The organism is Sinorhizobium sp. P24N7, assembly GCF_042436655.1.
Lineage (GTDB): Bacteria > Pseudomonadota > Alphaproteobacteria > Rhizobiales > Rhizobiaceae > Sinorhizobium > Sinorhizobium meliloti_A.
Window position 1 is genome coordinate 52,119 of the sequence record NZ_JBHMIW010000019.1, and the last position, 25,652, is coordinate 77,770.

Here is a 25,652-nt window from a genome sequence, read left to right on the forward strand (position 1 = left end):
TGCCGGTACTCCTCTACCGGCTGCGAGCAACTTTATGCTTCACAGGGGAAAACCTTGCGCTAATATTATTAGCAGTCAAGGCTAAAGTTATTAGCACATGCACAAATTGAATGCGGCGTTGCAGCGCCGGACTGGGGAACGAAATGGCAAAGGGCAATGGGGGCGGTGCGTCGACTAAGGAAGCGGGCGGCGGCCGGCCGACCATGACCGACGTGGCGCGTATCGCCGGCGTCTCGCAATCGAGCGTTTCCCTCGTTCTGAATGAAATGTCCGGAGCCCGCATCTCGGCCGAAACAAGGGCGCGCGTGCGGGAAGCAGCGCGAAAGATCGGGTACAGGCTGCCGAATACCCGGCAGGATCTCGCCCGTGCTCCCGCGATCGAAAAGGATACGATAGCCTTCATAGTAGACGAGATATCGACGAGTCCGCACCCGGTGGTCAGCCTCGACGGAATTCGCGACTACGCCTTCGAACAGGGCCTGCTCGTTTCCGCGCACGCGACCCGTTCCAACCCCGACCTTGAGAGCGCCGTGCTGCGCGCTGTATTGCGCGATCCGGCAATCGCTGGAGTGATTTATGCGACGATCTTCACACGAAAGGTGAGTGTTCCGCGCGAACTGGCGAACATTCCGACGATTCTGCTGAACTGCTATGCCGAGCCGCGCCAGCACCTGGCGATCGTACCCGGAGAGGTCGCCGGAGGCTTCGCGGCGACGGCGCATCTGACTTCTCTCGGACACCGGCGTGTCGGCTTCATCAACGGCGAACCGTGGATGGATGCGGCAATCGATCGGCTCAAAGGCTACAAGCAGGCGCTGGCCACCGCCGATATCGCCTATGACGAATCCCTGGTGCGCAATGGCGACTGGCTGCCCTTGCGCGGCTACGAGGCTGCACTCGAGCTGCTTGCCATCGACAATCCGCCGACCGCCATCTTCTGCGGCAACGACCTGATGGCGATCGGGGCGCTCGAGGCAGCTTCGGAACGCGGGCTTCGCGTGCCGCAGGACCTGTCGGTAATGGGTTACGACGACCAGGAACTCGCCCGCTACACGCATCCGCCGCTTTCGACGCTGGTGCTGCCGAACTATGAAATGGGTCAGAAGGCGGCGGAAATGCTGATCGACATGGCGATACACGGAAAGAACCCGCGCCCGATGACGATCAAGGTGGATGGCCCTCTGGTAGAACGGGGAACGACGGCAGCCATCCCCGAGAGGATGACTGGACGTGCTCTTGCCTTGCGCGAGGGGTGAGCGGCGTCGAACCGGAATGCCCGACGCAGGTGGGACGCGACGGCTTCAAGTCTTGCGGCTGCGCGGTTGCAGAGGGAAAACCGCTTCCTTGAACTGCTCTATTTCAGGAAATCGGCGCGGTGCGGCGTGAAGCTGTCGATCAGCCGCCCGGCCTCCAGCGCCTTTACGCCATGGACCACGCCCGACGGAGCAATGAAACTGTCGCCGGTCGAAAGAACCTGCGTGTGCTCGCCGACGGTGACTTCGAACCTGCCCTCTGCGATATAGCTTCCCTGCACATGAGGGTGTGAGTGGAGTGCGCCGATTCCGCCTTTCTCGAAGGCGAATTCGACCAGCATCAGCTCGTCGGTATGCAGGATCACCCGGCGCCGATTGCCCTGTCCGAGCTCTGTCCATTCGCCGTCGTCGCCACGGGCAAAAAGTTTCGTGTCCATCGTTTTCTCCTATCTGGCGAGCCAGCCGCCGTCGACCGGAACGACGGCGCCATGCATGTAGTCGGAGGCCGGTGCAAGCAGGAAGACCGCCGCATCGCCTATATCGTCCGGCGTGCCCCAGCGCCCGGCAGGGATACGTTCCAGAATGGAGGCGCTGCGCTTTTCGTCGGCGCGCAGAGCTTCCGTGTTTTTGGTGACGACGTAGCCGGGCGCCACGGCATTCACATTGATGCCCTTGGCAGCCCATTCGCATGCCAGCAATCGGGTGATGCCGAGAGCTCCGTGTTTGGACGCGGTATAGGAAGCGACACGAATCCCGCCCTGAAATGACAGCAGCGAAGCGATGTTGACGATCTTGCCGCGGCTTTCCTCTGCAATGATCCGGCGGCCGAAGGCCTGACTGAGGAAGAACAGCGAACGCAAATTGACGTCGATGACATCATCCCAGTCGGCCTCGGTGAAATCCACCGCGTCGGCGCGACGGATTATCCCCGCATTGTTGACCAGGCCCTGCAGCGGGCCGTGCTCGTTCCACAACCCGTCGATGAGGGAGCGGGTGGCTTCGCGATCGCCAAGATCGGCATGGGCCGCAATGAAAGTTCCGCCGGCGTCGGTGACCTTCTTTTCGGTCTCGTCCATGGCGGAGCGGCCCACGCCGATAACCGTGCCGCCCGCCCTCGCGATCGACACCGCGATACCCTGTCCGATCCCGGTATTGGCACCGGTGATGACGACACGGCGGCCGGCCAGGCTGAAGCGCGACGGTACGCTCATCGCAGCGTCTCCATCGCCACCATCTCCACATCGGTATAGTCGACATTATCGCCGGCCATGGCCCAGATGAAGGCGTAGTTTGCGGTTCCGCAGCCCGAATGGATCGACCAGGGCGGAGAAAGCACGGCCTCTTCCCTGGCCATCACGATGTGCCGGGTTTCGCTCGGCTCGCCCATGAGGTGCAGGACGCGGGCGCTGTCATCGAGGTCGAAATAGAGATACGCCTCCATTCGCCGGTCGTGCACGTGACACGGCATGGTGTTCCAGACCGATCCGGGGGCAAGCTGTGTCATGCCGACGACCAACTGGCAGGTCTTCACCCCTTCGGGGTGGATGAACTGGAATATCGAACGCTCGTTAGAGGTGGCCGCACTGCCGAGGTCTAGCCGTTTGGCGTCGCCGATGCGGATATGGCGCCTTGGCAGCGCCTGGTGAGCGGGCGCACTGAGCAGGTAGAATTTGGCGGGCGCAGCCGGGTCCTCGGACGAGAAGGTGACCTCCTCTCCCATTCCGGCATAGGCCATGTCGCGCGGTTCGAGACGGAAGCTTTCGCCATTCATCTCGATACGGCCGGGGCCGCCGATATTGACGGCGATGAGCTCGCGCCGCTCGAGAAAGCGCGCCGTACCCGTCGGACGGATGGTTTCGAGAGCCAAGGACTTGTCGACCGGCACGGCACCGCCCACGATCATCCGGTCGTAATGGCTATAGGTGAGCGAGATCCGCCCCTGCCGGAACAGATCGCCGATGTGAAAATTCGCACGCAGGGCATCGGTGTCCATGCGGGCTGCTGCTGCCGGGTCGACGGCGAAACGAATGGTGTAGTCGATATGGCTTGCGGTCATCGGCTCACGGTCCTCGGATTGGGGCACTTCCAGGAAAAACGTGTAACGGTCTCGTCCAGGAGTGCGTCGTTTCAAAGTGTTGAAGCGTTCCGCTGTTTCGATACCAGCGAAAACGCTCTGGAGATGGGCAATCAGACGCCGCGCTTGGCGGCGCCCCAGGCGGCCTGCTGTCCGCTCAACCGGACACGGTAGCGTTCCTGGCTCGCGGTCAGATGGGCGCGCATGGCGGCACGGGCAGCTTCCGGATCGCTTTCGGAAATCGCCTTCAGGATCGCCAGATGCTCGCGCTGGAGGCTTTCCTGATATGCTCGAGACAGCACGCTTTCCGTCCCCCAGGGGGAGGCGACGTCGCAAGGGATGGCCCGCAGACCCAACGCATCGAGAACCTCCACGTAATAGGGATTATTGGTCGCGGCCGCGATCGCCCGGTGGAAGGCAAAGTCGCTCTTTCCGGTTGCCTCGCCGCGCTCGAGCAGGCGATCGAATTCGAAGAAGGCCTCCTGGATCTGGGCCTCCTGGGCGCCATTGCGCCGAAGCGCTGCCAGACCCGCGCTCTCGATCTCGAGCCCCATCCGCACCTCGATGACGTTGAGCGCATGGGAGATCTTGTTGCCGACGTCGAGGCTGATCGAACCGAAGGCAAGCGTCGGGTGGTCCATGACGAAAACCCCGGCACCCTGCCGCGGCTCCACGAGGCCGTCCGCGGCGAGGGTTGCGATCGCTTCGCGCACCACCGTGCGGCTGACGCCGAAGAACTCGCTCATCCGGCTCTCCGTCGGCAGCTTCTGCCCGGGCTGTATTTCGCCCTTCAGAACCTGCTCCCTTATTGCGTTCGCGACGCGTTCGGAAAGCTTCGGTTTGCGTTCGGTCAGAAGGTCCATGCGGTTTGTCACCCTTTGAAGACGGCCGGCAGCCATAGCGAAAGGGCCGGAACATAGGTGACGAGCCCGAGCACGATCAACCCCGCCAGGTAGAACGGCCATATGCTGCGCATCGCCTGCCAGACGGAAATTTTCCCGACTGCACAGGCGACGAACTGCACGGCGCCCACTGGCGGCGTATTGAGGCCGATGCCGAAGTTCAGGATCATGATGACGCCGAAATGAACCGGGTCGACGCCGTAGGCCATGGCGACGGGCAGGAAGATCGGCGTGCAGATGATGATGGTCGGGCCCATGTCCATGAAGGTGCCGAGGAACAGCATCAGGACGTTGAGCAACAGGAGTATGATGATCGGATTTTCCGAGATCGTGTTCATCCAGTCGATCAGCGCTGCGGGCACTCTGAGGAAGGCCATCAGCCAGGAGAAGGCGGCCGCCATGCCGATGATGAGCAGGACCATGGCCGTCGTGCGCACGGCCGCGAAGGTTGCCTGCACGAAATCCTGCCAGGTCATCTGCCGGTAGACGAAGACGGTCACCGCGAGCGCATAGAGGACGGCGATGCAGGAACTCTCGGTCGCGGTGAACACGCCCGAACGTACGCCCCCGAAGATGATGCCGATGAGCAGGAGGCCGGGCGTCGAAACCAGCAGATAGCGCCCGACCCGGGCGAACCCGGGAAAGACCTCCGTCGGATAGCCGCGCCGGCGTGCAACGAAATAGGCGGTAGTCATCAGTGCGGCAGCGTAAAGGAGGCCGGGAAGGATGCCGGCGGTGAAGAGATCCGCGATCGAGATCTTTCCGCCTGCCGAGATCGAGTAGATGATCATGTTGTGCGAAGGCGGCAGCATCAGCGCGATCAGGGCCGCCATGGAGGTGACGTTGACGGCGTAGTCCGCGCCGTAACCGCGCTGCTTCATCTGCGGGATCATCAGCCCGCCCACAGCCGCGGCTTCCGCCACGGCCGATCCTGAAATGCCGCCGAACAGCGTTGCGGTGACGATGTTGACCTGACCGAGCCCGCCCCGGATGTGCCCGACCAGCGAGGCCGCGAAGGCGACGATCTTCTGGGCGATTCCGCCACGCACCATCAGATCGCCGGCATAGATGAAGAATGGAATGGCAAGCAGCGAAAACACGCTCATGCCGGAATTGAGCCGCTGAAAGATCACCAGCGGCGGCAGCCCCAGATAGAGAACCGTCGCGAAGGACGCGACGCCGAGGCAGAAGGCGATCGGCGTGCCGATCAGCATCAGCAGCGTGAACACGCCGAAGAGGATCATCATGTCCATCGGGTCAGGCCTTTATTTCAGCAGGGTCGAGTTCGGCGGCAACCTCCGCCGGCGGCATTTCGTCGAGAAGATCGTCGATCGGCTCCCCGGCAAGGCGCAGGACGATGCGCTCCAGCGCGAACAGGCAAATGAGGACGCCGCCCGCGACGAGGGGCACATAGCTCCAGCCGCCGGAAATCTGCAGCGACGGCAGGATGGTGTTCCAGGTGAGAGCCACGAGCTGCCCCCCATACCAGATCATGCCGATCCCGAAGGCGAGCGCGACGAGATCGGATGTCATGCGCAGCCAGATCTTGCCGCCTTTCGGCACGAGATAGAGCAGCACGTCGAAGCCGAGATGATAGTTTTCGCGCACCCCGACGGCGGCACCCAAGAAGATGAACCAGCTCATCAGCATGACGGCGCCGGGTTCGGTCCAGCTCGGCGAGTCGTTCAACACGTAGCGGCAGAACACCTGCCAGGCGACGATGAGCGTCATCGCGACGAGGCCCACACCCGCCATCCAAAGCGAGAGGGTGCCCAGCCACGAGAGGCCCCGGCCCAATTTTGCCAATCCGTTGGACAAGGTTTCATTCCTATTGAAAGGGACGGGCAGGCTTCTGCCGCGGCCTTTGCGCTCGATTACGATGATCCTGGGTCGGGTCGATCTAAAATCATGAACGCATCGATTTCAATTGATTAGAGCGGGATGTGGGCGGAGAACCGCACAGGCTTTTCCTTATCCCGCTCCAACGCGCATGGGCACAGCAGGCCTGCCCGTCTGACTCGTCACTGCACCGCGCGAACGTCCTCGACCATCTTCTTGAGGACCTCATCGGTGACGTGCTTTTCGTAGACCGGCTTCATCGCGTCGATGAACCCCTGCTTGTCGGGTGTGGTGATCTTCGCGCCGGCCGCTTCGACCTTCGCACGCGACTCCTTCACCTTGGCAGCCCAGAGCTCGCGCTGCTTGGCAACGCTATCCTTCGCTGCCTGCTTGAAGATCTCCTGGTCTTCCGGCGTGAGCTTGTCGAAGACCGCCTTGTTCATGACGAATACCTCCGGAAGGATGGTGTGTTCGTCGAGCGAGAAGTTCTTGGCCACTTCGAAATGCTTGGCGGTGTCGTAGCTTGGAAAATTGTTTTCCGCGCCGTCGATGACGCCCGTTTCGATGCCCGAATAGACTTCGCCGTAGGGCATCGGCGTAGCGTTCGCCCCGAGTGCTGCCACCATGTCGACGAAGATGTCCGACTGGATGACGCGGAACTTCAGGCCCTTCATGTCTTCAACCGAATTGATCGGCTTCTGCTTGTTGTAGAAGGAACGCGCGCCGGCGTCATAGAAGGCAAGCACCACCACTCCGGCGCCTTCGAAGGCCTTCTTGATCTGATCGCCGATCGCGCCGTCCATCACCTTGTGCATGTGCTCTTCCGAACGGAATAGATAGGGCAACGCCGGAACGATCGACTCCTTCACCGTTCCGTTGAAGGGCGCCATCGATACGCGGTTCAGTTCGATGACACCGGAGCGCACCTGCTCGATCGTGTCCTTTTCCTCTCCGAGCTGCGCGGAGTGATAGACCTCGACGGAGTAGCGGCCGGCTGTGCGCTCCTTGACCAGCTCGCCGAAATATTTGACCCCCTCGACCGTCGGATAGCCGTCCGGATGCGTATCGGATGAACGCAGCACCGTCTGAGCATTGGCTGCATTGCCTATGAAAGAAGCGGCGACCAACAGACCGGCCGCCAGTTTGACCAGGATTTTCATGCTTTTCCTCCCGTTTGCATGATGTGAATTCTCAGAGCCGGTACGCCTCCTTGGCGAGACCATAGGCAAGGTCCCGCGCAAGCTCGTACGCCTCATCCTCCCGCAGGCGATGTTCCGCGACCAGACGCGCGAGAAATGCGCAGTCGACCCGGCGCGCAATGTCGTGGCGCGCGGGGATGGACGGAAACGCCCTTGTATCGTCGTTGAACCCGACGGTGTTGTAGAAGCCCGCCGTCTCGGTGGTCATCTCACGGAAGCGGCGCATGCCCTCCGCACTGTCGTGGAACCACCATGCGGGTCCGAGCTTCAGCGCGGGATAGACGCCGGCAAGCGGCGCCAGCTCGCGCGCATAGCTCGTCTCGTCCAGCGTAAAGAGAATGACCGTCAGATCGCGCTCGAGCCCGACTGCGTCGAGCAACGGCTTGAGTGCGGTCACATAATCGGTGCGTGCCGGAATGTCGAAGCCCTTGTCGCGGCCGAACTTTGCCAGGATCGCGGGCGAGTGGTTGCGGAACGAGCCCGGATGAATCTGCATTACGAGCCCATCGTCCAGGCTCATCTTCGCCATCTCGGTCAGCATCTGCGCCCGGAACAAGCGCCGCTCGTCGGCATCCGCCTTGCCCAGCCGCACCCTGTCGAACAGTGCCGCGGCCTCCGCTTGCGAAAGGTTGGCCGTGTCTGCCGTCGCATGGCCGTGATCCGTCGAGGTCGCGCCGAAATTCTTGAAATAGGCGCGGCGGGAGCGATGGGCGTCCAGATAGCCCGACCACGTTGCGGTATCGGCGCCGGTGATGTCGCCGAGCTTGTCGAGATTGGTCGAGAAACCCTGGAAATCCGGATCGACCACCGCGTCGGGACGGTAGGCGGGGACGACCCGTCCTTTCCAGCCGCTTTCCAGTATCTTGCCGTGCCAGCCCAGATCGTCCAGGGCACTGTCGGTCGTGGAGATCACCTCGATATTGAACCGCTCGTAGAGCGCGCGCGGGCGATAATCCGGGCGCCTCAGACAGTCGGCGACATGGTCGTAAAGCCGGTCCGAACTGGCGGCGGAGGGCAGTTCGTCGATGCCGAAAAGCTCGGAGAGCGTATAGTCGAACCAATGCCGCGTCGGCGTGCCACGAAAGAGATGGTAGTTCTCGCAGAAACGCCGCCAGATCGCGCGGCCATCCGTCTCGACCGGCGAACCGTCGAGCGCCGGAACGCCGAGCTCTTCCAGCCTGATCCCCTGGCTGAACAGCATGCGGAACACATAATGATCCGGCACGATGAGAAGTTGGGCGGGGTCGGGAAAAGGTTCGTCCAGCGCATACCAGCGCGGCTCCGTATGCCCGTGCGGGCTGACGATCGGCAGACCGCTTACTTCGGCATATAGCCTCCGCGCCAGCGCACGGGTGCGCTCTTCGGCCGGAAACAACAGATCTGGATCGATCAGTCCCCTCATCACTCTCCCGCTCCTCCAACAGGTGCTCTATGGCTACGGCTTGTAAAATATATTGTCAACATACAAACTTTATGAAGTTGTATGATGACTTTCTTGCCGCGCATCGCTGCAGGATGTAGAGAGAGGTCCGGAGGAACTGTGCTGAGGGGGTGACGGAATGAAAAAGACGCGTATCGGCGTGATCGGACTCGGCATGGCGGCTGGCCCGCATGCCAAAAGCCTGCTGGACCTTGAGGAGAGAGTTGACGTCGCTGCCGCCTACAGTCCCACGGCCGCCAGGCGGGCCGCCTTTTCCGAGGCCTATGGTTTCGCGACTTGCGACTCCGCCGAGACGATCTTCCATGATCCGTCGATCACGGCCGTCATGATATTGACGCCGCCGAGCACGCATCTCGATCTGGTGCGGCAGGCGGCCGAAGCGGGCAAGCATGTGCTGCTCGAAAAACCGCTGGAGATCACCCCGGAGCGATCGGAAGCCCTGGTGACGGTGGCCGAGCGCGCCGGAATAAAACTCGGCATCGTGCTTCAGCACCGCTTTCGCAGGGTCAGCCAGGAACTTGCGAGGCTCATCGATGAAGGCCGCCTCGGCCAAATCGTCAGTGCTTCGGCCCGGCTGCACAACTGGCGGCCGCAGAGCTATTACGATCAACCGGGCCGGGGTACGCGGGCTCGCGACGGCGGCGGCGTGCTTCTCACCCAGGCCATACACACCCTCGACCTTCTCGTTTCGCTCACTGGCCTGCCGGAAGAGGTCAAGGCCTATGCGGCGACGAGCGGAATCCACCGCATGGAAACCGAAGACCTGGCGATGGCGGCGATCCGCTTCGCGGGCGGCGCGATAGGCACCGTGAGCGCGACCACCTGCGCCTATCCCGGCTATCCGGACGAGATAGATATAATCGGGACACGCGGCATGGCGCGTCTGGGCGGCCGGCTGCTTGCCGTTTCCTTCCACGACGGAACGGATTTCTCGGTCGAGGATGAGGCCGCGGGTGGTGCCGGCGCCGATCCGATGGCATTCCCGCATCACCATCACCGTGCGGTCCTTGCCGACTTTCTCGATGCCGTCGAGGGGAATGGCGAACCGCGCGTCAACGGGCGCGAGGCGCTGAAGGTCCACCGGCTCATCAATGCGCTTCTCGGCGCTTCGGAAAGCGGGCAGGCGCACCGCCTCTGAGCCGTCGCGTCCCGGAACAAGCTATTTTCCGCGGCGTTGGATAGGCATGCGGCGAGGCGAAAGCCGGGTTCCGTCACCGGGCGGGCGTTGATTCATGGGTGCGAACGAAATCGAACTTGCCGAAAAGCTGGAGGCCGCGGAGCCGGGCAGGGGGCGTGCAGCCGACACGCCCGCGGATATCCCCGCCAAGGGGATGCGGGACGTCTTCTGGCGGGTGCTTTCCGAAATTGGCGAAGAGCGGGTCATGCTGATAGCCGCGGGGGTGAGCTTCTACCTTCTGCTGTCGCTCTTTCCCGCGATGGGTGCCCTCGTCTCGATCTACGGGCTCGTCGCGGACCCGTCGGAAATCGGCACCCATGTCGGTATCCTGCAGGTGATTCTGCCGGCGGACTCCTACGGGCTGATCATGGACCAGCTGGAGACCCTGACGACGCAGAAGCCCTCCACTCTCGGCATCAGTTTCTTCGTGAGCCTGTCAATCTCACTGTGGTTGGCAGCCAACGGCATTGCCGCCCTCTTCGACGCGATGAACGTCGCCTATGGAGAAAGGGAAAAGAGAGGCTTTCTGTCGAGAACCCTCCTGTGCATCGCGTTCACCTTCGCGGCGCTCCTCTTCGCGGTGGCGCTGATCGCGGCGATCGGCGTCGTGCCGGCCGTACTGGCCTATGTGTGGGTCGATCGTTGGGTCGAGCTCGTGACCCGAGCGGCGAGATGGCCGGTGGTACTCCTCCTCGTTACCTTCGGCACCATCCTCATCTATCGTTTCGGGCCGAGCCGCGAGCGGGCGAAATTGCGGTGGCTGAACTGGGGCGCGGTGTTCAGTACCTTGTTTTGGCTGGCCGCCTCATGGCTCTTTTCCTACTATCTGGAACATTTCGCCAACTACAACGCGACATACGGCGCTCTCGGCGCGCTTGCCGGTCTCATGACATGGGTGTGGATCTCGGTGATGATTCTCCTCATCGGCGCACTCATCAACGCCGAACTCGAACACCAGACGGCGGTAGATTCGACGACGGGCAAGCCGCTCCCGTTGGGCGAGCGCGGCGCTCATGTGGCCGATACCATCGGCAAGGCGGCTGATTGATCAGCCGCGGCATGCGCCGGTTCGCATCGCCAAGGAACAATCGCCGCTTCTTACGCATTTCAGGATCACCGGGACTTGCGGTGCTGGAGGACTATGCCATGGCAGATCGTGACCTCTTGGGTCTGGCGGCCAGCGCGAAAATCGGCGGGCATCCGATCCATCCGATGCTCGTTCCCTTTCCAATCGCGCTTCTTGTCGCAACGTTCATATGTGACATCGTGTATCTCGCGAACGGAAATTCATTCTGGGCAGACGTATCTATGTGGTCGCTCGGTGCAGCCATCGTGATGGCAGCCCTGGCCGCTCTCGCCGGACTGACGGATTTCCTCGGAAACGCCCTTATTCGGGCGATCGACGACGCCTGGAAGCACATGATCGGAAACGTTGTCGTCGTACTCCTCGCGGTCGCCAGTTTTTGGCTGCGCTACGCGAACGGTTCCGTCGAGGCCGTCTGGCCCTGGGGCCTTCTACTATCTCTCGCCACCGTCCTGCTGCTTCTCTACACCGGCTGGAAAGGCGGGGAGCTCGTCTATCATCATCGGGTCGGCATGGACCCCGAGGCGGAGGACGGCGCTGCCACGCCATCCATTACCAGGCACGGGACGAAGCACATCTAAACGTCCTCTCGACCCCGGCGGCAACCAGCCGATTTCCGGTTGCCGCCCGTATCCTTCTATTCGATGCGGTCGTAGGAGAACTGGATTCCAGGCCGCCCGTTTCGACGAATCGGCGCGGCGCGGGCTGCTGCCTTCTGCGTGGACACTGCTTGAGTTCTGCGGCGGACGCCGAGGAAAGGAAGCGGGCCGTCATACAGGGTGGTTCACGGAACATTTCCGCCCGTTCAGCCATTCTACAAAGCTCAAGGGCGAGGTCTAAGCTTTGGATCAACCACCAGTTCGACCGGACGGATTGCAGATCGAAGAGCATCGCACGTTCCAGGAGTTTTTCTGGAAAGTAGAGCGCGTCGCATGGATCGTTTTTGGACTGACGCTGCTTGCCGCCGTCCTGGGCGTTACCGGCTCAAGGGGCTGGCTACAGAGGCAGACCGTGACGTTCGCCGGCGGCGCCGTCGATATGCCCCGTTTCAGCCGTTGGGAGGCTTCCGAGACGCTGAACGCTTCATTGGCCGGCGGCGAGAACGAACGTCGCCTGACCTTGTCGCCCGAATTCTTCAAAAGCTTTCAGGTGGAGGATATGGATCCGCCACCGATCTCCGCTGAAGCAGGCGATGAAGGGCTGGTATACCGCTTCCGGTCCGCTTCGCGGCAGCCCCTCGTGCTGACTCTGCACCTCCGTGCCCAAACTCCGGGTGTCGTTTCCTACCGGGCAAGTATCGATGACGAGCCGGTAAAGGAGGTGCGGACGATCGTCTGGCCCTAGGAGATACGTCATGGACTCCGTCGTTCGCGGTATTACGATCTATTTTATACTCCTCGCCGCGCTCCGGCTTTCCGGCCGGCGCACGGTTGCACAGATGACCACCTTCGACTTCGTGCTGCTCCTCATCATCGCCGAGACGACTCAGCAGGCGCTGCTCGGCGACGACTTCTCCATCGTCAACGCAACATTGCTCATCCTGACGCTTTTCGGCGTCGATATCGTTCTCTCCTACGTCAAGCAATGGTCGCCGAAGATCGCCCTGTTTCTCGACGGCACGCCGACGGTGCTTATCGCCGACGGGAAGGTCGACGAACGCGCCGTGAGAAGAGCCCGGGTCAACATCGAGGACATACTTGTCGCGGCCCGAGAGCAGCAGGGTCTGGCTCGCCTCGACCAGATCAAATTCGCTGTTCTCGAGGCGGACGGGGGAATAAGCATCATTCCGAGATGACAACGCGGTGCCAAGCTGGAAATCCCGGTTCGTCAGCCAATGTAGGTGCCACTTATTTCGATCTCATCGTGCAACGATACTCCCCCTTGACACATGCGATCTTGGGCGAGGAGCACTCGGCCACTCCGTCGATCAACGAACAAACAGAGCATTGATCATTGAACTCGAGGCAGTCGGGATTGGCATCTACGAATTTCTTCATGGCCAGGCTTTGACTTCGAACTTTTCCCTTTTCGTGCTGCACATTCCCCGCGATTGCCGGAAGAAACGGAGTAGCCGCCGACAAAAATATGGCGGTTAGACGCAGCGTCGCAGGCTTCATGATTCAGTTCTTTCAAATCCGAGTACGTGTCACGAGAGCATGGAGCACTTCTTATGAGAAAATAAGTCGCGCCTTGAAGTAAGGATTTCGCGCCCGAATAGGGGGGATCGCAAGGAACAAGCCATCGCCTGGCGTGTTCGAATGCCACCCGCGATCGCCCGCCATCGGCAAGCCCGATCAGCGGCACGGCGGACTTTCGAACCCGTGAGGAAGAGCAGATGAAATCCGGTGATGCAAAGAGGGGAACTGACGAAAAGGCTCAAGAGGGGGGCAGGGGACGCGCGGCCGACAGCCCGGGCGAAATTCCAGCGAGGGGTCTGCGTGACGTCTTCTGGCGGGTGGTTTCACAGATCAGCGAGGACCGGATTTCGCTCGTTGCCGCCGGCGTCACCTTTTATGTGCTCCTCTCCATATTTCCAGCGCTCGGCTCGCTCGTCTCCATCTACGGTCTCGTTTCCGATCCGGCCGCGATCGCCGAGCAGGCTACATTGCTCGCCACCGTGCTCCCGGCGCAGTCGCTTCAAATGATGACCGATCAATTGGAAACCCTGACGTCCCAGGAAACGTCCAGCCTGAGCCTCGGCTTCATAGGCGGGTTGCTCTTCGCTCTCTGGAGTGCGCGCAACGGCGTAGGCGCCCTTTTCGAAGCGATGAATATCGCCTATGACGAGACGGAAAAGCGCGGCTTCGTCCGGCTGGCACTGTTAAGCATCGGCTTCACGCTGGCCGGTTTGATCCTGACCGCCGTCCTCATCGCGGCCATTGCCATATTGCCGGCAGTGCTGGCCTTTCTCCACCTGGAACTGGAAGGTCTCCTCAGGTTCGTGCGCTGGCCCGTGATGCTGTTGCTCGTAGCGGCGGGCATCACCCTGATCTATCGCTACGGTCCTAGCCGGGAGCCGGCCAAACTCAGGTGGCTTACCTGGGGTGCAGCCCTGAGCACAATCTGCTGGCTCGTCGCGTCCCTGGCGTTCTCGTATTACATCGACAATTTTGCAAACTACAATGCCACCTACGGCGCTCTCGGCACGCTGATCGGCTTCATGCTCTGGATCTGGATATCCACGATGATCGTCATCATCGGTGCTGAACTCAATGCCGAGCTGGAACATCAGACGGCGAGGGATTCAACGACAGGGCGGCCCAAGGAGCTCGGAAAGCGCGATGCCTATGTCGCCGACACGGTCGGCGACGCCGAGGATTAGATCGGGAATTATTGCTGTGGCTCCGGTGATCCCTGTTCCGTAGCCCTCGGCAGAGTAGCCGGCGCGACATCGGTCTGCGGCGGCTCCGGAGGCGTGGCACCAGTTGCGGGAGGAGCGGCCCGTCCGGATGTCCCTCCTGTCTCACCCGCTGGCGGGCTGGCTTCACTGGTGACCGCGCTATCCCCCTGTCCGTCCGTACCGACAGGGCTCGGTGTGACCCTGCCGTCGGCTCCGGCGACGCGCCAGACGGTGTTGCCGGCGTCGTCGGCAACAAGCAGCGCCCCGGTCCCGTCGATCGCAACGCCGACCGGACGACCGCGAGCCTGATCGCCTTCGATGAAGCCGGTCACGACGTCCTGAGCCTTCCCGGCCGGCCGGCCGTTTTCGAATGGGACATAGACGACCTTGTAGCCGTTGAAGCTGCTGCGGTTCCAGCTCCCGTGCTCGCCTATGAAGGCGCCGTTGGCGAAGGGCTCCGGCAAGGCGGAGCCGTTGGAGAAGACCAGGCCCAGGGCGGCGACGTGGCTGGAAAGAGCATAGTCCGGGGGGATCGCTTTCTCGAACATGTCGGGCCGCGGCGGATGGACCCGCTCGTCCACATGGGCGCCGTAATAGCTCCATGGCCAGCCGTAGAAAGCGCCTTCCTGCACCGAGGTCATGTAGTCCGGCACCAGATTCGGCCCCAGCTCGTCACGCTCGTTGACGACCGTCCAGAGCACGCCGGTCTCAGGATGGAAGATCAACCCGTTCGGGTTGCGAAGGCCGGACGCGAAGACGCGGGCCGCACCCGTTTCCCGATCTACCTGCCAGATCGCAGCGCGGCCCTTTTCGGCCTCGAGCCCGCGCTCGGCCACGTTGGAGTTGGAACCGACGGAGGCATAGAGGTAGCGCCCGTCGGGGCTGAGGGCCAGATCCTTGGTCCAGTGATGGTTGATCGGGCCACCCGGAAGCGGTGTTAGAACCCGCGGCTCGCCGGTGATCTCCGCCTGCCCGAGCTGATAGGGATAGGCGAGGATTGCATCGGCCGCAGCCACGTAAAGCGTTCCGTCGTGCCACGCCACTCCGAAAGGAGAATTGAGCCCTGTCAGCAGGTCGTGGCGTTCGTCCACCGTTCCGTCGCGATCGGTGTCGCGGAGCAGCGTGATCAGATTGCTTTCCTTTTCGGGGCCGGCACCACCGCCGTGGGCCATGGACATGATCCAACCCCGGATCATGTCCTTCGGCCGCTCTATCGGCTTGCCCGAGGGTTCGCGCGATTGAACGACGAGAACGTCACCGTTCGGCAGCGTATGGACGGTCCTCGGATTGGCAAGGTCCTTCGCGTAGGCGGCAATGACGAGATTGTCGGGAACGCTCGGTGTCGTGCCGTCCTGCCAGCCGACGACCTCGGCGATTTTCATGTCCGGCATGAGTTCCGATGTCGGTTCCGGCAAGACCGGATCGGGGCCGATCTGCTGCGAAACATCGAAATCCGCGCCGTCATCGCTGCAGCCTGCGAGCGCCAGGAGGAGAACGCCGGTTCCGATGAGGAATCTTGCACGGAAGAAGGCAGAGCTATTCATAACCGCTCACTCCGGATTGCCTGTAGAGGGTGGCGCGGCCAAGCAAAGCGAAGAGGATCGTCAGAAGCACCGTCGCCGCGGAGAGGATCAACCCGTAGGGTACCACAGCCGTCCAGCCATCGGCGGCATGGACGAGGTTGTTGACGAAGGCGAGACCGAGGACGAGGACGTAGCCGATTACATGGAGCCAAACCGCCCCTTGCCTACGCCGCTCCCTTCGAAACAGGAACTCCAATACACCGGCCACGCCAGCAATCACGCCGGCAATGATGCCGGCAAAGAGCAGCCAGGCGGAGAAGTTCTGCCACATGATATGTCCCGTCTGCCAGAAGGCGATATCGGTCAGAAGGGCGAGCGTAAAACAGACGACCGGAAACGGCACGAGCAACGAATGGACCGGGGTGGTGACGGTCGCGGCAGTCGATGCGGAATTTAGATTCATCGGCGCCTCCTGTTCGGTCGACCGTTGAAACCTCGGGCCCGCCCATTTGTTCCGGGAGCGCTCGCGGCGGGCGGTTCGGCCGGCTACGCAACCACAGGAGGTGCGGATTGGAACCATGAAGCACCCCAAACAGTTTCGCCTTGCGACACAGTAATTCGATGCCGTGTTTCGACCGGCGGCCTGCGCCGGCGACCTTTTTGAAACCTGACCGGCGGGGTCTTGGTCAGCCGCTCGGAGGACTAGGGGGCGTGATGGGCCCGTTGGCGACGCATATGGCAGTGCACATCCTGCTGATGAACCTCGCCGCGCCCCTGGCTGCAGTCGCAATGACTTGGGGTCGGCCGCAGCGGCGGGAAATCGCCGGGTGGGCTCTGCCGCTTGCGACACTTGCGCAGATCGCCGCCCTTTGGGCCTGGCATGCGCCGCCATTTCTCAAGCGGGCCCTGGAATTTCCCACAGTTCATTTGCTCATGAATGCCAGCCTGTTCCTGACCGCATTCCTGTTCTGGCGGGCGGTCCTGCTTCTTCATGGCAAGCGTTCCTGGCAACCGATCGTTGCCCTTCTGATGACCAGCAAGCTCTATTGTCTTCTCGCCGTACTCTTCGTCTTCGCGCCGCGAGCGCTCTACCCCGCTTTCGCTGCATCCCACACGGCGCATGCAACTGGAACCCTGAACGCGACTTTGGCCGATCAGCAGCTCGCGGGGCTTATCATGCTGGTCGCCTGTCCTGTGACCTATGTTCTCGCAGGGATCGTGATTGCCGCGCGCTGGCTTTTGACGATGGAGGAAGACGATGCCGGATCCAGAGCAGGTGCAGCAGCGTGGACCTGAGAAACCTTCACTGGACGGCCGTTGCGAAAATCGTCGGGGTCGGCGCCGTGCTGCTCGTGACCGCGGGCGTCGTGTTCGTCTGGTCCGGCATCTACAACGTCGCGGCCTCCAAGGACCACCTGCGGATTACGACATGGATCCTGACGCTGATCCGCGAACGATCGATCGCCAACCGAAGCTTTACGATCGAAGTTCCGCCGCTCGAAGACGACGGCATGATCCGACTCGGGGCATCCCATTTCGAAGGTGCGTGCGTAGCGTGCCACAACCGCCCCGGCGAAGAGATAAATCCGATCGTCAGCGGCATGCTGCCCCCGCCTCCGGATCTGATGGACATCGGCAAGCGCCGCCCGCCGGAGGAGATCTTCTGGATCGTCAAGCACGGCCTCAAATATACCGGCATGCCGGCATGGCCGAATACCCGGCGCGACGACGAAGTCTGGGCCGTCACGGCATTCCTCGCAAGCCTGCCCGCAACGGCAGGCAATTATCCCGACCTGGCAGGCCTCACGCGCAGCCAGGCGAGTAGAGATGAGGGATCCGTGAGCGGCAGCGCCTTGACCGCCTGCGGGCGCTGCCATGAACGCGAAGGCACAGGCACGAACGGCGACCGTGTCCCGCGGCTCGCGGGACTTCCCGAAGCCTATCTCCTGCGCAGTCTCCAGGAATATGCGCAGGGTGCCCGGGCGAGCGGTGCCATGGAACCGGTCGCCGACCTTCTGTCAGAGGACGCCATGCGGGAGCTGGCAGCGCATTACTCCGCACTTCAGCCAACCGCCGGAAACCAATCGGCGTCACCTGACCCTGAGCAACTCAGGCGCGGCGAAGCCATAGCCAGGCGCGGCATCGCGCATCAGGGCGTACCGGCCTGCCTGAGCTGCCATTCCGGACGTCAATCGCCGCAGTTTCCGGTCCTCGCCGGCCAGCATGCCGAGTACATAGAGGAGCAGATACGGCTCTGGCGGCGCGGCGGGCGGATCGGGACCCCCTATGGGAGGATCATGACGGCGGTTGCCGGCGCACTGGACGAAGCGCAGATCGAAGACGTCGCCGCCTATCTGGATTCGCTGCCTCCGGGAAGCGCCACGGCGCCGATGACGGAGGCGAACCGATGAGGCTCGCCCGATATTTCGCGGTGGCAAGCGCTCTCGCGCTGCAGGGCTGCGCCGGGCTGCAGTCCGCGCTCGATCCTTCCGGAGCGGAAGCCGAGCGCATCGGCACGCTCAGTTGGCTGCTGATCCTGTTCTCTACCGCCATTCTCGTCGGGGTCTGCCTGATCACGGCGGTCGCGCTTTTCGGCGGTGAGCGCTGGCGTGCCCGCATCGCGGGCGAAAGGGTGGTCATCGGTGGCGGTCTCGTTTTCCCGATCCTCGCTCTCAGCATCCTGCTGGGCTACGGCTTCTATCTTATGGCGCCCGGCACCACTGCGGCCCGTTCGCAGGGCGGATTGCGCATCGAGGTCGTGGGCGAGCGCTGGTGGTGGCGGGTGACCTATGTCGACGAGACCGGTCGCCGCATCGAGAGCGCCAACGAAATCAGGCTGCCTGTCGGGCGGCCGGTGGAATTGGAACTGACATCGGCAGACGTTATTCACAGCTTCTGGGTGCCGCGGCTCGCCGGCAAGCTCGACATGATCCCCGGCCATACCAACACGCTGACGCTTCAAGCGACGACGGCCGGCATCAGTCGCGGCCAATGTGCGGAATATTGCGGCGGGCCGCATGCCTTCATGTCCTTTTACGTGATCGCCATGCCCGAAGATCAGTTTTCCTCCTGGCTGGCAGGTGAGGCCGGCGACGCCTCGGCTGCGAAACAGGATCAGGCCGCAGGGCAGGCGCTGTTCCTCTCCTCCGGCTGTGCCGCATGCCACCGGGTCCGCGGCACGGATGCCCGGGGTACGATCGGCCCCGATCTCACGCATGTGGGCAGCCGGCACTCGCTTGCCGCTGCCACGCTCGAGAACGATGTCGCCGCCTTCGTCCGCTGGATCCGCGACGGCCAGCACGTGAAGCCGGAAAATCTGATGCCGCCATACGAGATCTTCACCGACGACGAATTGCGGCAGCTCGCCGCCTATCTGGACCAGTTGAGGTGACCTATGCTTGACTTCGCCGGCCTCGGACTTTGGCTGAATCTCGCGATTTTCGCGGGGGCGGCCGTGGCAGTCTGGATGGCTGGCGTCAGGATCACCGGCTATGCCAATGCGATCAGCGAGAAGACGGGCGTAGGCCAGGCCTTCATCGGCGTCGTGCTTCTCGGCGGCATCACTTCGCTCCCGGAGCTGGCGGTAGGCGTGACCTCGTCGCTCAGCGGTGATGCCAGTCTCGCGGTCAACAGCATCCTGGGCGGCATCGCCATGCAGGTGGCGATCCTTGCCCTTGCCGACATGCTGATCGGCCGCCAGGCACTGACTTCGGTCATTCCCGACCCGGTCGTCATGCTGCAGGGCGGCTTCAAGATCCTTCTCCTGTCGATCGTCGCCGCCTCGATCGTGGTGGGGGACGTGCCGGTGCTTTTCTCGGGCGTGTGGATGTGGTTGCTTGCAGCGGTCACGGGCTTCGGCATGTGGGTCTTGTCACGCTCGAAGCGCGACAAGCCCTGGATCGCGAATGACGAGGAGGTTACGCCCGAAAAGGAGGAAGAGAGGGCGCGGAAGGAGGCCGAAGACAGCAAGAAGAAATCGCTGCGCGAGGTGGGCTGGGCGACTGCCGGCTGCGGCGCCGTCATCATCGTCGCGGGCTATTTGCTGTCGCGTTCGGGAGATGCGATCGCCGAAGCGACCGGACTCGGCCAGAGCTTCATCGGCGCGGTCCTCGTGGCGATTGCGACGTCGCTGCCGGAAGTCAGCACGGTGTTCAGCGCCACGCGTGCCGGCCTCTATACCATGGCCATGTCGGATATCTTCGGTACGAACCTCATTGATCTCTTCCTTCTTTTCATCGTCGATATCACCGGAGGTGCCGACGCGGTGATGAACGGCGCCGGGCGCTTCGAAGCCTTTGCAGCGCTGATCGCGATCACGGTCACGGCGATCTTCTTCATCGGGCTGGTCGAACGGCGGGACCGGACGATCTTCAGGATGGGTTACGACTCCTTCGCGGTCCTCACCGTTTACCTGGCGGGGCTGGTCGTCCTCTATTTCCTGCGCGACACTGGCGGCGGAGGCGGATGATGGAACTGCCAAATCCCGATACCCGGCCCGAAGGCGAGGTCCGTGAACTGGAGCGCATCTGGGCGACGCCGCGCGGTTGGCGGCTGGTGACGGCCGTCAACAATACGGTGATCGGTCTTCTCTACATCGGCGTCGCGTTTCTCTTCTTCCTCATGGCCGGTCTGCTCGCCGTCGTCATGCGCACGCAGCTCGCCCTCGGCGACAATCGCCTCATAGACCAGGACCTCTACAATCAGATGTTCACGGTCCACGGCACGACGATGATGTTCCTCTTTGCCGTGCCGGCGGTCGAGGCGCTCGGCGTCATGCTGCTGCCGCAGATGCTGGCGGCGCGCGATCTGCCTTTTCCGCGCCTGAGCGCCTTCGCCATCTGGGCCTATGTGGTCGGCGGGCTCGTTTTCTTCTCGACCATCTTCTACGACCTCGCGCCGAAAGGCGGCTGGTTCATGTATCCGCCGCTGACGCTCATGGAATATTCGCCGGGTGACAACGCCGATTTCTGGCTGCTCGGCATCGGCTTCATCGAGATTTCGGCGATCGCCGGGGCGGTGGAGATCGTCGTTGGCGCGCTGAGGACACGGCCGCCGGGCATGTCGCTCGCCAAGATGCCGATCTTCGCCTGGACGATGCTGATCTTCGCCAGCATGATCATGTTCGCCTTCCCGGCAGTGATCCTGGCGACGATGATGCTGGAGATCGAGCGGGCGTTCGGCTGGCCCTTCTTCACCGCCGCGCTGGGGGGAGATCCGCTGCTCTGGCAGCATCTCTTCTGGTTCTTCGGGCACCCGGAAGTCTACATCATCTTCCTTCCGGCCGCGGGCCTCGTCTCGATGATGGTACCGACCATGGCCCGCACGCCGCTCGTGGGCTATCACCTGATCGTCGTCGCCTTGATCGGCACGGGCTTTTTCAGCTTCGGGCTCTGGGTGCACCACATGTTCACGACAGGCATTCCGGCGCTGAGCCTCGCCTTCTTCTCCGCCGCCAGCATGGCGGTCGCCGTTCCCTCGGGCATCCAGGTCTTTTCGTGGATCGCGACCATCGCCGCGGGACGGGAGCGCTTCCGAATAACGACCGCATCGCTGTTCATTCTCGGCTTCCTGTTCATTTTCACCCTTGGCGGGCTTACCGGCGTCATGGTGGCCATGGTGCCCTTCGACCATCAGGTACACGACACCTACTTCGTGGTTGCACATTTCCACTATGTGCTGATCGGCGGGTTCGTCTTCCCGGTGTTTGCGGCGATCTATTACTGGATGCCGCTTTTCAGCCGCCGAATGCTCTCGGAACGGCTGGGCCGGTGGGTTTTCTGGCTGATCTTCATCGGCTTCAACGTCACCTTTCTGCCGATGCATCTGACCGGTCTCAGAGGCATGCCGCGGCGGGTCTGGACCTATCCCGGCGACATGGGCTGGGACACGCTGAACCTCATCTCAACCGTGGGGACCTATGTGCTTGCCGCCGGCGTACTCGTCTTTCTGGTGGATCTCGCCGCGAAGTTCCGCCCCGGCAACGGACCTCACGAGAACCCTTGGGGAGCGGGCACGCTCGAATGGCTGCCGAACGACGTCTACTCCACCCGAAGCATCCCTCACATCACCAGTCGCGAACCGCTCTGGGATCGGCCGAGCCTCCCTCAGGAGGTACGCGACGGCCATCACTATCTTCCAAACGCTCCGACCGGCTGGCGGGAAACGATCGTGACCTCGCCGATCCATGCCCGTCCGCAATATGTCATCCAGATGCCCGGTCCCGGCTGGCCGCCTTTCCTCGCGGCCGTCTTCACGGCGGCGTTCTTCCTGCTGCTGACGGTCAAGATGGTGACGATCGCGACGATCTGCGGAGTTCTCGCCATCGCCTTCATCCTCGTCTGGGCCTGGGGGCTCGACCCCGGGCCTTCGAAAGGCATGATCGAAATCGCCAAGGGCGTTCGCCTTCCCACCTATATGAGCGGACCGACATCGCATTCCTGGTGGGCGATGGTGGTCCTGATGTTCGTTGCGGCGTCCCTCTATCTCGCCTATGTCTTTTCCTACCTTTTCCTCTGGGTCGTCTCGCCGGAGGTCTGGGCCCCGGCAGGTTCTCCGGAACCACCGCCGCTTCGCTGGCCCTTGGGGTCCGCGGCGCTGCTTCTTACCGGCTCGGGTATCTTATGGCTTGTCAGCCGCAGGCTGGGGATGTTCTCGGCATCGCGCCTGGCAATGGCGGCCGCCCTGCTTCTTTCGCTCGCCTGCCTGACGGGTGCGTTCGCACTTGAACTCCGGGGACACTTGGCGACGGGCTTGAGCCCCAATGGGAACGCTTACGGAGCCATGGTTTATCTCGGCGCCGTTCTCTTCGCTCAACTCGTCTTCGCCCTGCTGATCATGGGACTGTTCGCGATGGCGCGGCATCTGGCCGGGAAGCTGGATGCCGTACGGCGGGTGACCTACGACAGCTACGCGCTGCTCTATCACTACGCCGTCGCCCAGTCGCTGCTGGGCCTCGGACTAATTCACGGCTTCCCGCGACTGATCGGATAGGTGCGTCATGAACGATCCCGTCCGCGAACCACCCATTGCCGGCGCAATTCTCTTCCTTCTGGCCGGGCCGATTCTTTGGGGTGGACATCTGCTTGCCGTCTATACTTTCCACGCCGTGGCATGCGCCGCCGCGGGGCCGTGGGCGACCACCATCGTTCCGGCATCCATCGTCGTGGCCACACTCGCCGCGGCCGGAGCACTCTTGCTGGCCTTCTCTTTTCCGGGAAAGCTCGCGCAAACGCTTCGCTGCGCCGATCCGGGAGACGACCAGCCCTTCCTGATCCGCGCGGGGCGCCTTCTGACGGTCCTGGCCCTGACGGGCGTCCTGTGGACCGGCTCTGGAGCGCTCGCGCTTGCGCCATGCGCACAGTTCAGGTGAGTTCTAAGCCGAACCGCGCAACATGATCTCCGCGCTCAGCAAAATGCGTTCGTCGTCGCGAAAGGCTTCACCGTTACCGGAAGCCTCGCCGAGCTTGAACAGGAGAAGTTCGATCGCCAGCCTGCCGATTTCGTTGTAGTTCTGCGCGACCGTGGTCAGTGGCGGACAGGTGTAGCGGGACAAGGGATGGTCGTCGTGCCCGGCGACCCTCAGATCGCTGTCGGCATCCCGCCCGACCTTCAGGCCGGACTGAAACGCGGCGGCAATGACGCCGAAGGCGACGCGGTCGTTCGCGCAAAGAACGGTTTGCGTCGGGAAACCGCCACTGGACAGGATGCGCAGCGTCTCGTCGAAGCCGAACTTCTCGAAGTCCCAGGAGGCATATGCCGTCGTCTCTACGACCGCCGGCTTCATCTTCAGCTGCCGCATGGCTTCGACATAAGCGTCCTGGCGCGCCATGGCGTTGTTGTTGACCGGGGGCATGCCGAGATAGCAGGGCGGGCCACCCGAACGGCAGAGATAGTCGACCATCAGCCTGAAGCTCTGCCGGTTGTCGGTTCCGACGAAGGAGGAACTGTCGTCGAGCGGCGAGTCGACATAGATCAGCGGTATGCTTTGTCCGAGCGCGCTCAGCTTCTGGTGATGCGACTGGACGCCGAGTGGCGCGATGATCGCGCCGGCGACGTTCATCGACTTGAAGGTTTCGATCGCCCGTTCTTCCATCTCGGGCCTGCCGTCCGAGGAAAGGACGAAGGCGAGGAAGCCCGCCTGATCGGCAATGTGCTCGATGCGGCGCGTCAGCGCCATGTAGAACGGGTCCGTCGAGTTGGGCACGATGACCCCGAGGATATTGGTGCGGCGGCGGTTCAGGTTGACGGCGAAGATGTTCGGGCGAAAGCCCGATTGCTTTATCGCCGCCTCGATGGCGTCGCGTGTCTTCTTGCGCACCGATGAGGGGTCGTTGAAATATTTGGAGACGGTGGGGCGCGACAGTCCGACGAACTCCGAAAAATCCTCCATCGTCTTGATCTGTCTGGTCACGGTCGAAGCGTCCCCGCTCATCTGATTTGGTCTTTCGGAATATTCACCGATCACGGCGCTTCCGCTAGAGCGGGTTGAGGAAAAGTGTGCGCGGCTTTCCGCCCGCATCCCGCTCTGACGTCTTGATCTAGACCCGGCACGCTGCGAAATAGTCCTGCAGAACGGCGTCGACGGCGGCAAGCGCCAACGGCTTGGCCTGCGGCGCGACCTCGCCATTGCGAACGCGCGCGTAGCTGCCGGCGAGAAACTGGCTGATCAGCGTTTCCGGGATCGCAACGCCGTCGAGCAGAGACATGAGTTCGTCCACGGCTGCAGCGGCCTTCGGATGCGGCCAGTAATAGCGTATGCGGTCGCTATAGGAGAAGTGCCGCTGAAGGCGCTGCTCGTCCGCCGAGCCGTGATAGTATTTGCCCCAGTTCGCCGGTTCCTCGCGCATCACCGCTTCCGTGACTTCGGCAAGCGTGCGCTCGCGCGCGGCCGGAAAGAGAAAGGCAGCGATCTGGTCGAGGCCGTAGAGGGCTTCACGAAGAGCAAAGGTGAGGCCGGGTCCGACCTTCAGGATCGCGAAGCCGTCGGCGACCAGTTGGCGAAGCGCATCCGGCGTCTGGTAATCGGTGGAATGGGCCTCGAAGACCATCCCGTCAAGTTGGCCCAGCGTGGCGCTGAGCTTTTCGGCCCTGGCACGATCATAGGCAATGACGTTCTCGTTGCCGAATTCCACGCCCGGCTGGACGACGGCGCCCACGACGCGGCTGAAGGCACCGGCGGCGCCGGCTTCCTCGAATGCCGCGCGATGGACGCGCACGGTTTCTATGGCGGCTTCGGGAGCAGTCACCTCGAGCGTGTCCAGCTCTTCGAGCGCGCCGCCCGGTATCGGGACTTCGGTGCCGATGATGTAGACCGGGAGTACACCCCCACGGCCGCCGATGGCGTCTTCGGCGACGGCCGCGAGCCGCGCCGCGCGGACCGCCGTCGTGGCATCGGGCAGGGCCGTCGGTTCGCCGGCGCATCCCATGCTGGTGTCGAGATGCAGTTTGGTGAATCCAGCTTTCGCGTAGGCCGCGATCATCGCCTCTGCCTTGGCCATCGCCTCCGCGGCGGGCAGATGCTTCCAGGGATTGGGGCCGAGATGGTCGCCGCCGAGCAGGATCTTCTCCCGGGGGAACGCGATCCGGTCGGCGATGGCGCCGACGAAGCGGGTGAAATCCTCAGGCGTCATTCCGGTATAGCCGCCGTCCTGATTGACCTGGTTGCAGGTCGCCTCGATCAGCACCGGCGTATTCTCCCGGCGCGCACGCAGCATGGCGGCTTCGATGACGAGCGGGTGCGCGGAACAGATCGACGGTATGCCGCGCGGACCGGGACGCTTGCTCCACCGGGCGATGTCGATGAGATAGTTCTCTTGCATGA

The 25,652-nt window shown here is 62.7% G+C and carries 25 protein-coding genes; 13 read left to right on the plus strand and 12 right to left on the minus strand.

Annotation, left to right across the window (positions count from 1 at the left end; genetic code table 11):
• Positions 1-143 precede the first annotated feature (143 nt).
• Positions 144-1,256: a LacI family DNA-binding transcriptional regulator gene (locus ACFHWW_RS28010; protein ID WP_379942365.1), complete on the plus strand. Its 1,113-nt coding sequence runs from the start codon at positions 144-146 to the stop codon at positions 1,254-1,256.
• Positions 1,257-1,354: 98 nt separating this feature from the next.
• On the opposite strand, the gene ACFHWW_RS28015 is transcribed toward ACFHWW_RS28010, so the two are convergent.
• The 8 genes from ACFHWW_RS28015 to uxaC all read right to left on the minus strand — a co-directional run bounded on the left by ACFHWW_RS28015 (position 1,355) and on the right by uxaC (position 8,669).
• Entirely contained in the window at positions 1,355-1,690 is a 336-nt protein-coding gene (locus ACFHWW_RS28015; RefSeq protein WP_100670244.1) for a cupin domain-containing protein, read from the minus strand.
• Between the two features lie 9 nt (positions 1,691-1,699).
• Complete coding sequence (kduD, locus tag ACFHWW_RS28020) at positions 1,700-2,464, minus strand: 2-dehydro-3-deoxy-D-gluconate 5-dehydrogenase KduD (protein ID WP_379942367.1); 765 nt, start codon at positions 2,462-2,464, stop codon at positions 1,700-1,702.
• Entirely contained in the window at positions 2,461-3,309 is an 849-nt protein-coding gene (kduI, locus tag ACFHWW_RS28025) for a 5-dehydro-4-deoxy-D-glucuronate isomerase (protein WP_379942369.1), read from the minus strand. The genes kduD and kduI overlap by 4 nt, the downstream gene beginning before the upstream one ends.
• A gap of 131 nt (positions 3,310-3,440) precedes the next feature.
• Positions 3,441-4,190, minus strand: a complete 750-nt coding sequence (locus ACFHWW_RS28030) for a FadR/GntR family transcriptional regulator (RefSeq protein ID WP_018098823.1) — start codon at positions 4,188-4,190, stop codon at positions 3,441-3,443.
• Between the two features lie 8 nt (positions 4,191-4,198).
• Positions 4,199-5,482, minus strand: coding sequence for a TRAP transporter large permease (locus ACFHWW_RS28035; RefSeq protein ID WP_100670247.1), 1,284 nt, complete (start codon positions 5,480-5,482; stop codon positions 4,199-4,201).
• Positions 5,483-5,486: 4 nt separating this feature from the next.
• Positions 5,487-6,047, minus strand: coding sequence for a TRAP transporter small permease (locus tag ACFHWW_RS28040; RefSeq protein WP_379942372.1), 561 nt, complete (start codon positions 6,045-6,047; stop codon positions 5,487-5,489).
• Between the two features lie 203 nt (positions 6,048-6,250).
• Positions 6,251-7,228: a TRAP transporter substrate-binding protein gene (locus ACFHWW_RS28045; protein ID WP_100670249.1), complete on the minus strand. Its 978-nt coding sequence runs from the start codon at positions 7,226-7,228 to the stop codon at positions 6,251-6,253.
• A 31-nt stretch (positions 7,229-7,259) separates the two neighbouring features.
• Complete coding sequence (gene uxaC, locus ACFHWW_RS28050; RefSeq protein WP_379942374.1) at positions 7,260-8,669, minus strand: glucuronate isomerase; 1,410 nt, start codon at positions 8,667-8,669, stop codon at positions 7,260-7,262.
• Positions 8,670-8,826: 157 nt separating this feature from the next.
• Here uxaC and ACFHWW_RS28055 point away from each other — a divergent pair, with 157 nt between their 5' ends.
• The 6 genes from ACFHWW_RS28055 to ACFHWW_RS28080 all read left to right on the plus strand — a co-directional run bounded on the left by ACFHWW_RS28055 (position 8,827) and on the right by ACFHWW_RS28080 (position 14,291).
• The gene (locus tag ACFHWW_RS28055; RefSeq protein WP_379942376.1) at positions 8,827-9,846 is read left to right on the plus strand and encodes a Gfo/Idh/MocA family protein; all 1,020 of its coding nucleotides are present in this window, start codon (positions 8,827-8,829) and stop codon (positions 9,844-9,846) included.
• Positions 9,847-9,940: 94 nt separating this feature from the next.
• Complete coding sequence (locus tag ACFHWW_RS28060; RefSeq protein ID WP_100670252.1) at positions 9,941-10,933, plus strand: YihY/virulence factor BrkB family protein; 993 nt, start codon at positions 9,941-9,943, stop codon at positions 10,931-10,933.
• Positions 10,934-11,031: 98 nt separating this feature from the next.
• A complete protein-coding gene (locus tag ACFHWW_RS28065) occupies positions 11,032-11,550 on the plus strand; it encodes a DUF2231 domain-containing protein (RefSeq protein ID WP_100670253.1) in 519 nt (172 codons plus the stop codon).
• 262 nt (positions 11,551-11,812) lie between these two features.
• Positions 11,813-12,313 carry a hypothetical protein gene (locus tag ACFHWW_RS28070; RefSeq protein ID WP_338281210.1) on the plus strand — a complete coding sequence of 167 codons (501 nt, stop codon included), beginning with the start codon at positions 11,813-11,815 and terminating at the stop codon, positions 12,311-12,313.
• Between the two features lie 10 nt (positions 12,314-12,323).
• Positions 12,324-12,764 (plus strand): DUF421 domain-containing protein, encoded by a 441-nt coding sequence (locus ACFHWW_RS28075; RefSeq protein WP_018098814.1) that lies wholly within the window; start codon positions 12,324-12,326, stop codon positions 12,762-12,764.
• A 540-nt stretch (positions 12,765-13,304) separates the two neighbouring features.
• Positions 13,305-14,291, plus strand: a complete 987-nt coding sequence (locus ACFHWW_RS28080; RefSeq protein ID WP_198516631.1) for a YihY/virulence factor BrkB family protein — start codon at positions 13,305-13,307, stop codon at positions 14,289-14,291.
• A gap of 8 nt (positions 14,292-14,299) precedes the next feature.
• On the opposite strand, the gene ACFHWW_RS28085 is transcribed toward ACFHWW_RS28080, so the two are convergent.
• Complete coding sequence (locus tag ACFHWW_RS28085) at positions 14,300-15,853, minus strand: sorbosone dehydrogenase family protein (protein WP_100670258.1); 1,554 nt, start codon at positions 15,851-15,853, stop codon at positions 14,300-14,302.
• Positions 15,846-16,295, minus strand: a complete 450-nt coding sequence (locus tag ACFHWW_RS28090) for a DUF2231 domain-containing protein (protein ID WP_100670259.1) — start codon at positions 16,293-16,295, stop codon at positions 15,846-15,848. The genes ACFHWW_RS28085 and ACFHWW_RS28090 overlap by 8 nt, the downstream gene beginning before the upstream one ends.
• 251 nt (positions 16,296-16,546) lie before the next feature.
• Between ACFHWW_RS28090 and ACFHWW_RS28095 the strand changes: the two genes are divergently transcribed.
• Genes ACFHWW_RS28095 through ACFHWW_RS28120 form a run of 6 tightly spaced genes read left to right on the plus strand, consistent with a single transcriptional unit; the run spans position 16,547 to position 23,201 of the window.
• Entirely contained in the window at positions 16,547-17,128 is a 582-nt protein-coding gene (locus tag ACFHWW_RS28095; protein WP_324764625.1) for a cytochrome c oxidase assembly protein, read from the plus strand.
• A complete protein-coding gene (locus ACFHWW_RS28100) occupies positions 17,119-18,243 on the plus strand; it encodes a c-type cytochrome (protein ID WP_379942380.1) in 1,125 nt (374 codons plus the stop codon). Before ACFHWW_RS28095 ends, ACFHWW_RS28100 begins: the two co-directional genes overlap by 10 nt.
• Positions 18,240-19,223: a c-type cytochrome gene (locus ACFHWW_RS28105; RefSeq protein ID WP_379942382.1), complete on the plus strand. Its 984-nt coding sequence runs from the start codon at positions 18,240-18,242 to the stop codon at positions 19,221-19,223. The genes ACFHWW_RS28100 and ACFHWW_RS28105 overlap by 4 nt, the downstream gene beginning before the upstream one ends.
• Before the next feature lie 3 nt (positions 19,224-19,226).
• A complete protein-coding gene (locus ACFHWW_RS28110) occupies positions 19,227-20,300 on the plus strand; it encodes a sodium:calcium antiporter (protein ID WP_338281200.1) in 1,074 nt (357 codons plus the stop codon).
• A complete protein-coding gene (gene ctaD, locus ACFHWW_RS28115) occupies positions 20,300-22,822 on the plus strand; it encodes a cytochrome c oxidase subunit I (protein ID WP_379942384.1) in 2,523 nt (840 codons plus the stop codon). The genes ACFHWW_RS28110 and ctaD overlap by 1 nt, the downstream gene beginning before the upstream one ends.
• 7 nt (positions 22,823-22,829) lie before the next feature.
• Positions 22,830-23,201, plus strand: coding sequence for a hypothetical protein (locus tag ACFHWW_RS28120; protein WP_379942386.1), 372 nt, complete (start codon positions 22,830-22,832; stop codon positions 23,199-23,201).
• A gap of 3 nt (positions 23,202-23,204) precedes the next feature.
• Here the strand turns inward: ACFHWW_RS28120 and ACFHWW_RS28125 are convergent, their stop codons facing one another.
• Together ACFHWW_RS28125 and ACFHWW_RS28130 are read right to left on the minus strand one after the other, a co-directional pair.
• On the minus strand, positions 23,205-24,263 hold the full coding sequence (locus ACFHWW_RS28125; protein ID WP_275599136.1) for a LacI family DNA-binding transcriptional regulator: 1,059 nt from the start codon (positions 24,261-24,263) through the stop codon (positions 23,205-23,207).
• Positions 24,264-24,369: 106 nt separating this feature from the next.
• Complete coding sequence (locus tag ACFHWW_RS28130) at positions 24,370-25,650, minus strand: D-tagatose-bisphosphate aldolase, class II, non-catalytic subunit (protein ID WP_379942388.1); 1,281 nt, start codon at positions 25,648-25,650, stop codon at positions 24,370-24,372.
• Positions 25,651-25,652 lie beyond the last annotated feature (2 nt).

What these genes read in the sequence shown, in the direction of transcription:
- ACFHWW_RS28030 (WP_018098823.1), bottom strand. Translation starts at nt 4,190, where the DNA reads ATGGACCTTCTGACCGAACGCAAACCGAAGCTTTCCGAACGCGTCGCG.
- ACFHWW_RS28085 (WP_100670258.1), bottom strand. Translation starts at nt 15,853, where the DNA reads ATGAATAGCTCTGCCTTCTTCCGTGCAAGATTCCTCATCGGAACCGGC.
- ACFHWW_RS28090 (WP_100670259.1), bottom strand. Translation starts at nt 16,295, where the DNA reads ATGAATCTAAATTCCGCATCGACTGCCGCGACCGTCACCACCCCGGTC.
- ACFHWW_RS28125 (WP_275599136.1), bottom strand. Translation starts at nt 24,263, where the DNA reads ATGAGCGGGGACGCTTCGACCGTGACCAGACAGATCAAGACGATGGAG.
- uxaC (WP_379942374.1), bottom strand. Translation starts at nt 8,669, where the DNA reads ATGAGGGGACTGATCGATCCAGATCTGTTGTTTCCGGCCGAAGAGCGC.
- ACFHWW_RS28055 (WP_379942376.1), top strand. Translation starts at nt 8,827, where the DNA reads ATGAAAAAGACGCGTATCGGCGTGATCGGACTCGGCATGGCGGCTGGC.
- ACFHWW_RS28110 (WP_338281200.1), top strand. Translation starts at nt 19,227, where the DNA reads ATGCTTGACTTCGCCGGCCTCGGACTTTGGCTGAATCTCGCGATTTTC.
- ACFHWW_RS28080 (WP_198516631.1), top strand. Translation starts at nt 13,305, where the DNA reads ATGAAATCCGGTGATGCAAAGAGGGGAACTGACGAAAAGGCTCAAGAG.
- ACFHWW_RS28130 (WP_379942388.1), bottom strand. Translation starts at nt 25,650, where the DNA reads ATGCAAGAGAACTATCTCATCGACATCGCCCGGTGGAGCAAGCGTCCC.
- ACFHWW_RS28015 (WP_100670244.1), bottom strand. Translation starts at nt 1,690, where the DNA reads ATGGACACGAAACTTTTTGCCCGTGGCGACGACGGCGAATGGACAGAG.
- ACFHWW_RS28120 (WP_379942386.1), top strand. Translation starts at nt 22,830, where the DNA reads ATGAACGATCCCGTCCGCGAACCACCCATTGCCGGCGCAATTCTCTTC.
- ACFHWW_RS28010 (WP_379942365.1), top strand. Translation starts at nt 144, where the DNA reads ATGGCAAAGGGCAATGGGGGCGGTGCGTCGACTAAGGAAGCGGGCGGC.
- ACFHWW_RS28065 (WP_100670253.1), top strand. Translation starts at nt 11,032, where the DNA reads ATGGCAGATCGTGACCTCTTGGGTCTGGCGGCCAGCGCGAAAATCGGC.
- ACFHWW_RS28105 (WP_379942382.1), top strand. Translation starts at nt 18,240, where the DNA reads ATGAGGCTCGCCCGATATTTCGCGGTGGCAAGCGCTCTCGCGCTGCAG.
- kduI (WP_379942369.1), bottom strand. Translation starts at nt 3,309, where the DNA reads ATGACCGCAAGCCATATCGACTACACCATTCGTTTCGCCGTCGACCCG.
- ACFHWW_RS28095 (WP_324764625.1), top strand. Translation starts at nt 16,547, where the DNA reads ATGGGCCCGTTGGCGACGCATATGGCAGTGCACATCCTGCTGATGAAC.
- ACFHWW_RS28075 (WP_018098814.1), top strand. Translation starts at nt 12,324, where the DNA reads ATGGACTCCGTCGTTCGCGGTATTACGATCTATTTTATACTCCTCGCC.
- ACFHWW_RS28060 (WP_100670252.1), top strand. Translation starts at nt 9,941, where the DNA reads ATGGGTGCGAACGAAATCGAACTTGCCGAAAAGCTGGAGGCCGCGGAG.
- ACFHWW_RS28035 (WP_100670247.1), bottom strand. Translation starts at nt 5,482, where the DNA reads ATGGACATGATGATCCTCTTCGGCGTGTTCACGCTGCTGATGCTGATC.
- kduD (WP_379942367.1), bottom strand. Translation starts at nt 2,464, where the DNA reads ATGAGCGTACCGTCGCGCTTCAGCCTGGCCGGCCGCCGTGTCGTCATC.
- ctaD (WP_379942384.1), top strand. Translation starts at nt 20,300, where the DNA reads ATGGAACTGCCAAATCCCGATACCCGGCCCGAAGGCGAGGTCCGTGAA.
- ACFHWW_RS28045 (WP_100670249.1), bottom strand. Translation starts at nt 7,228, where the DNA reads ATGAAAATCCTGGTCAAACTGGCGGCCGGTCTGTTGGTCGCCGCTTCT.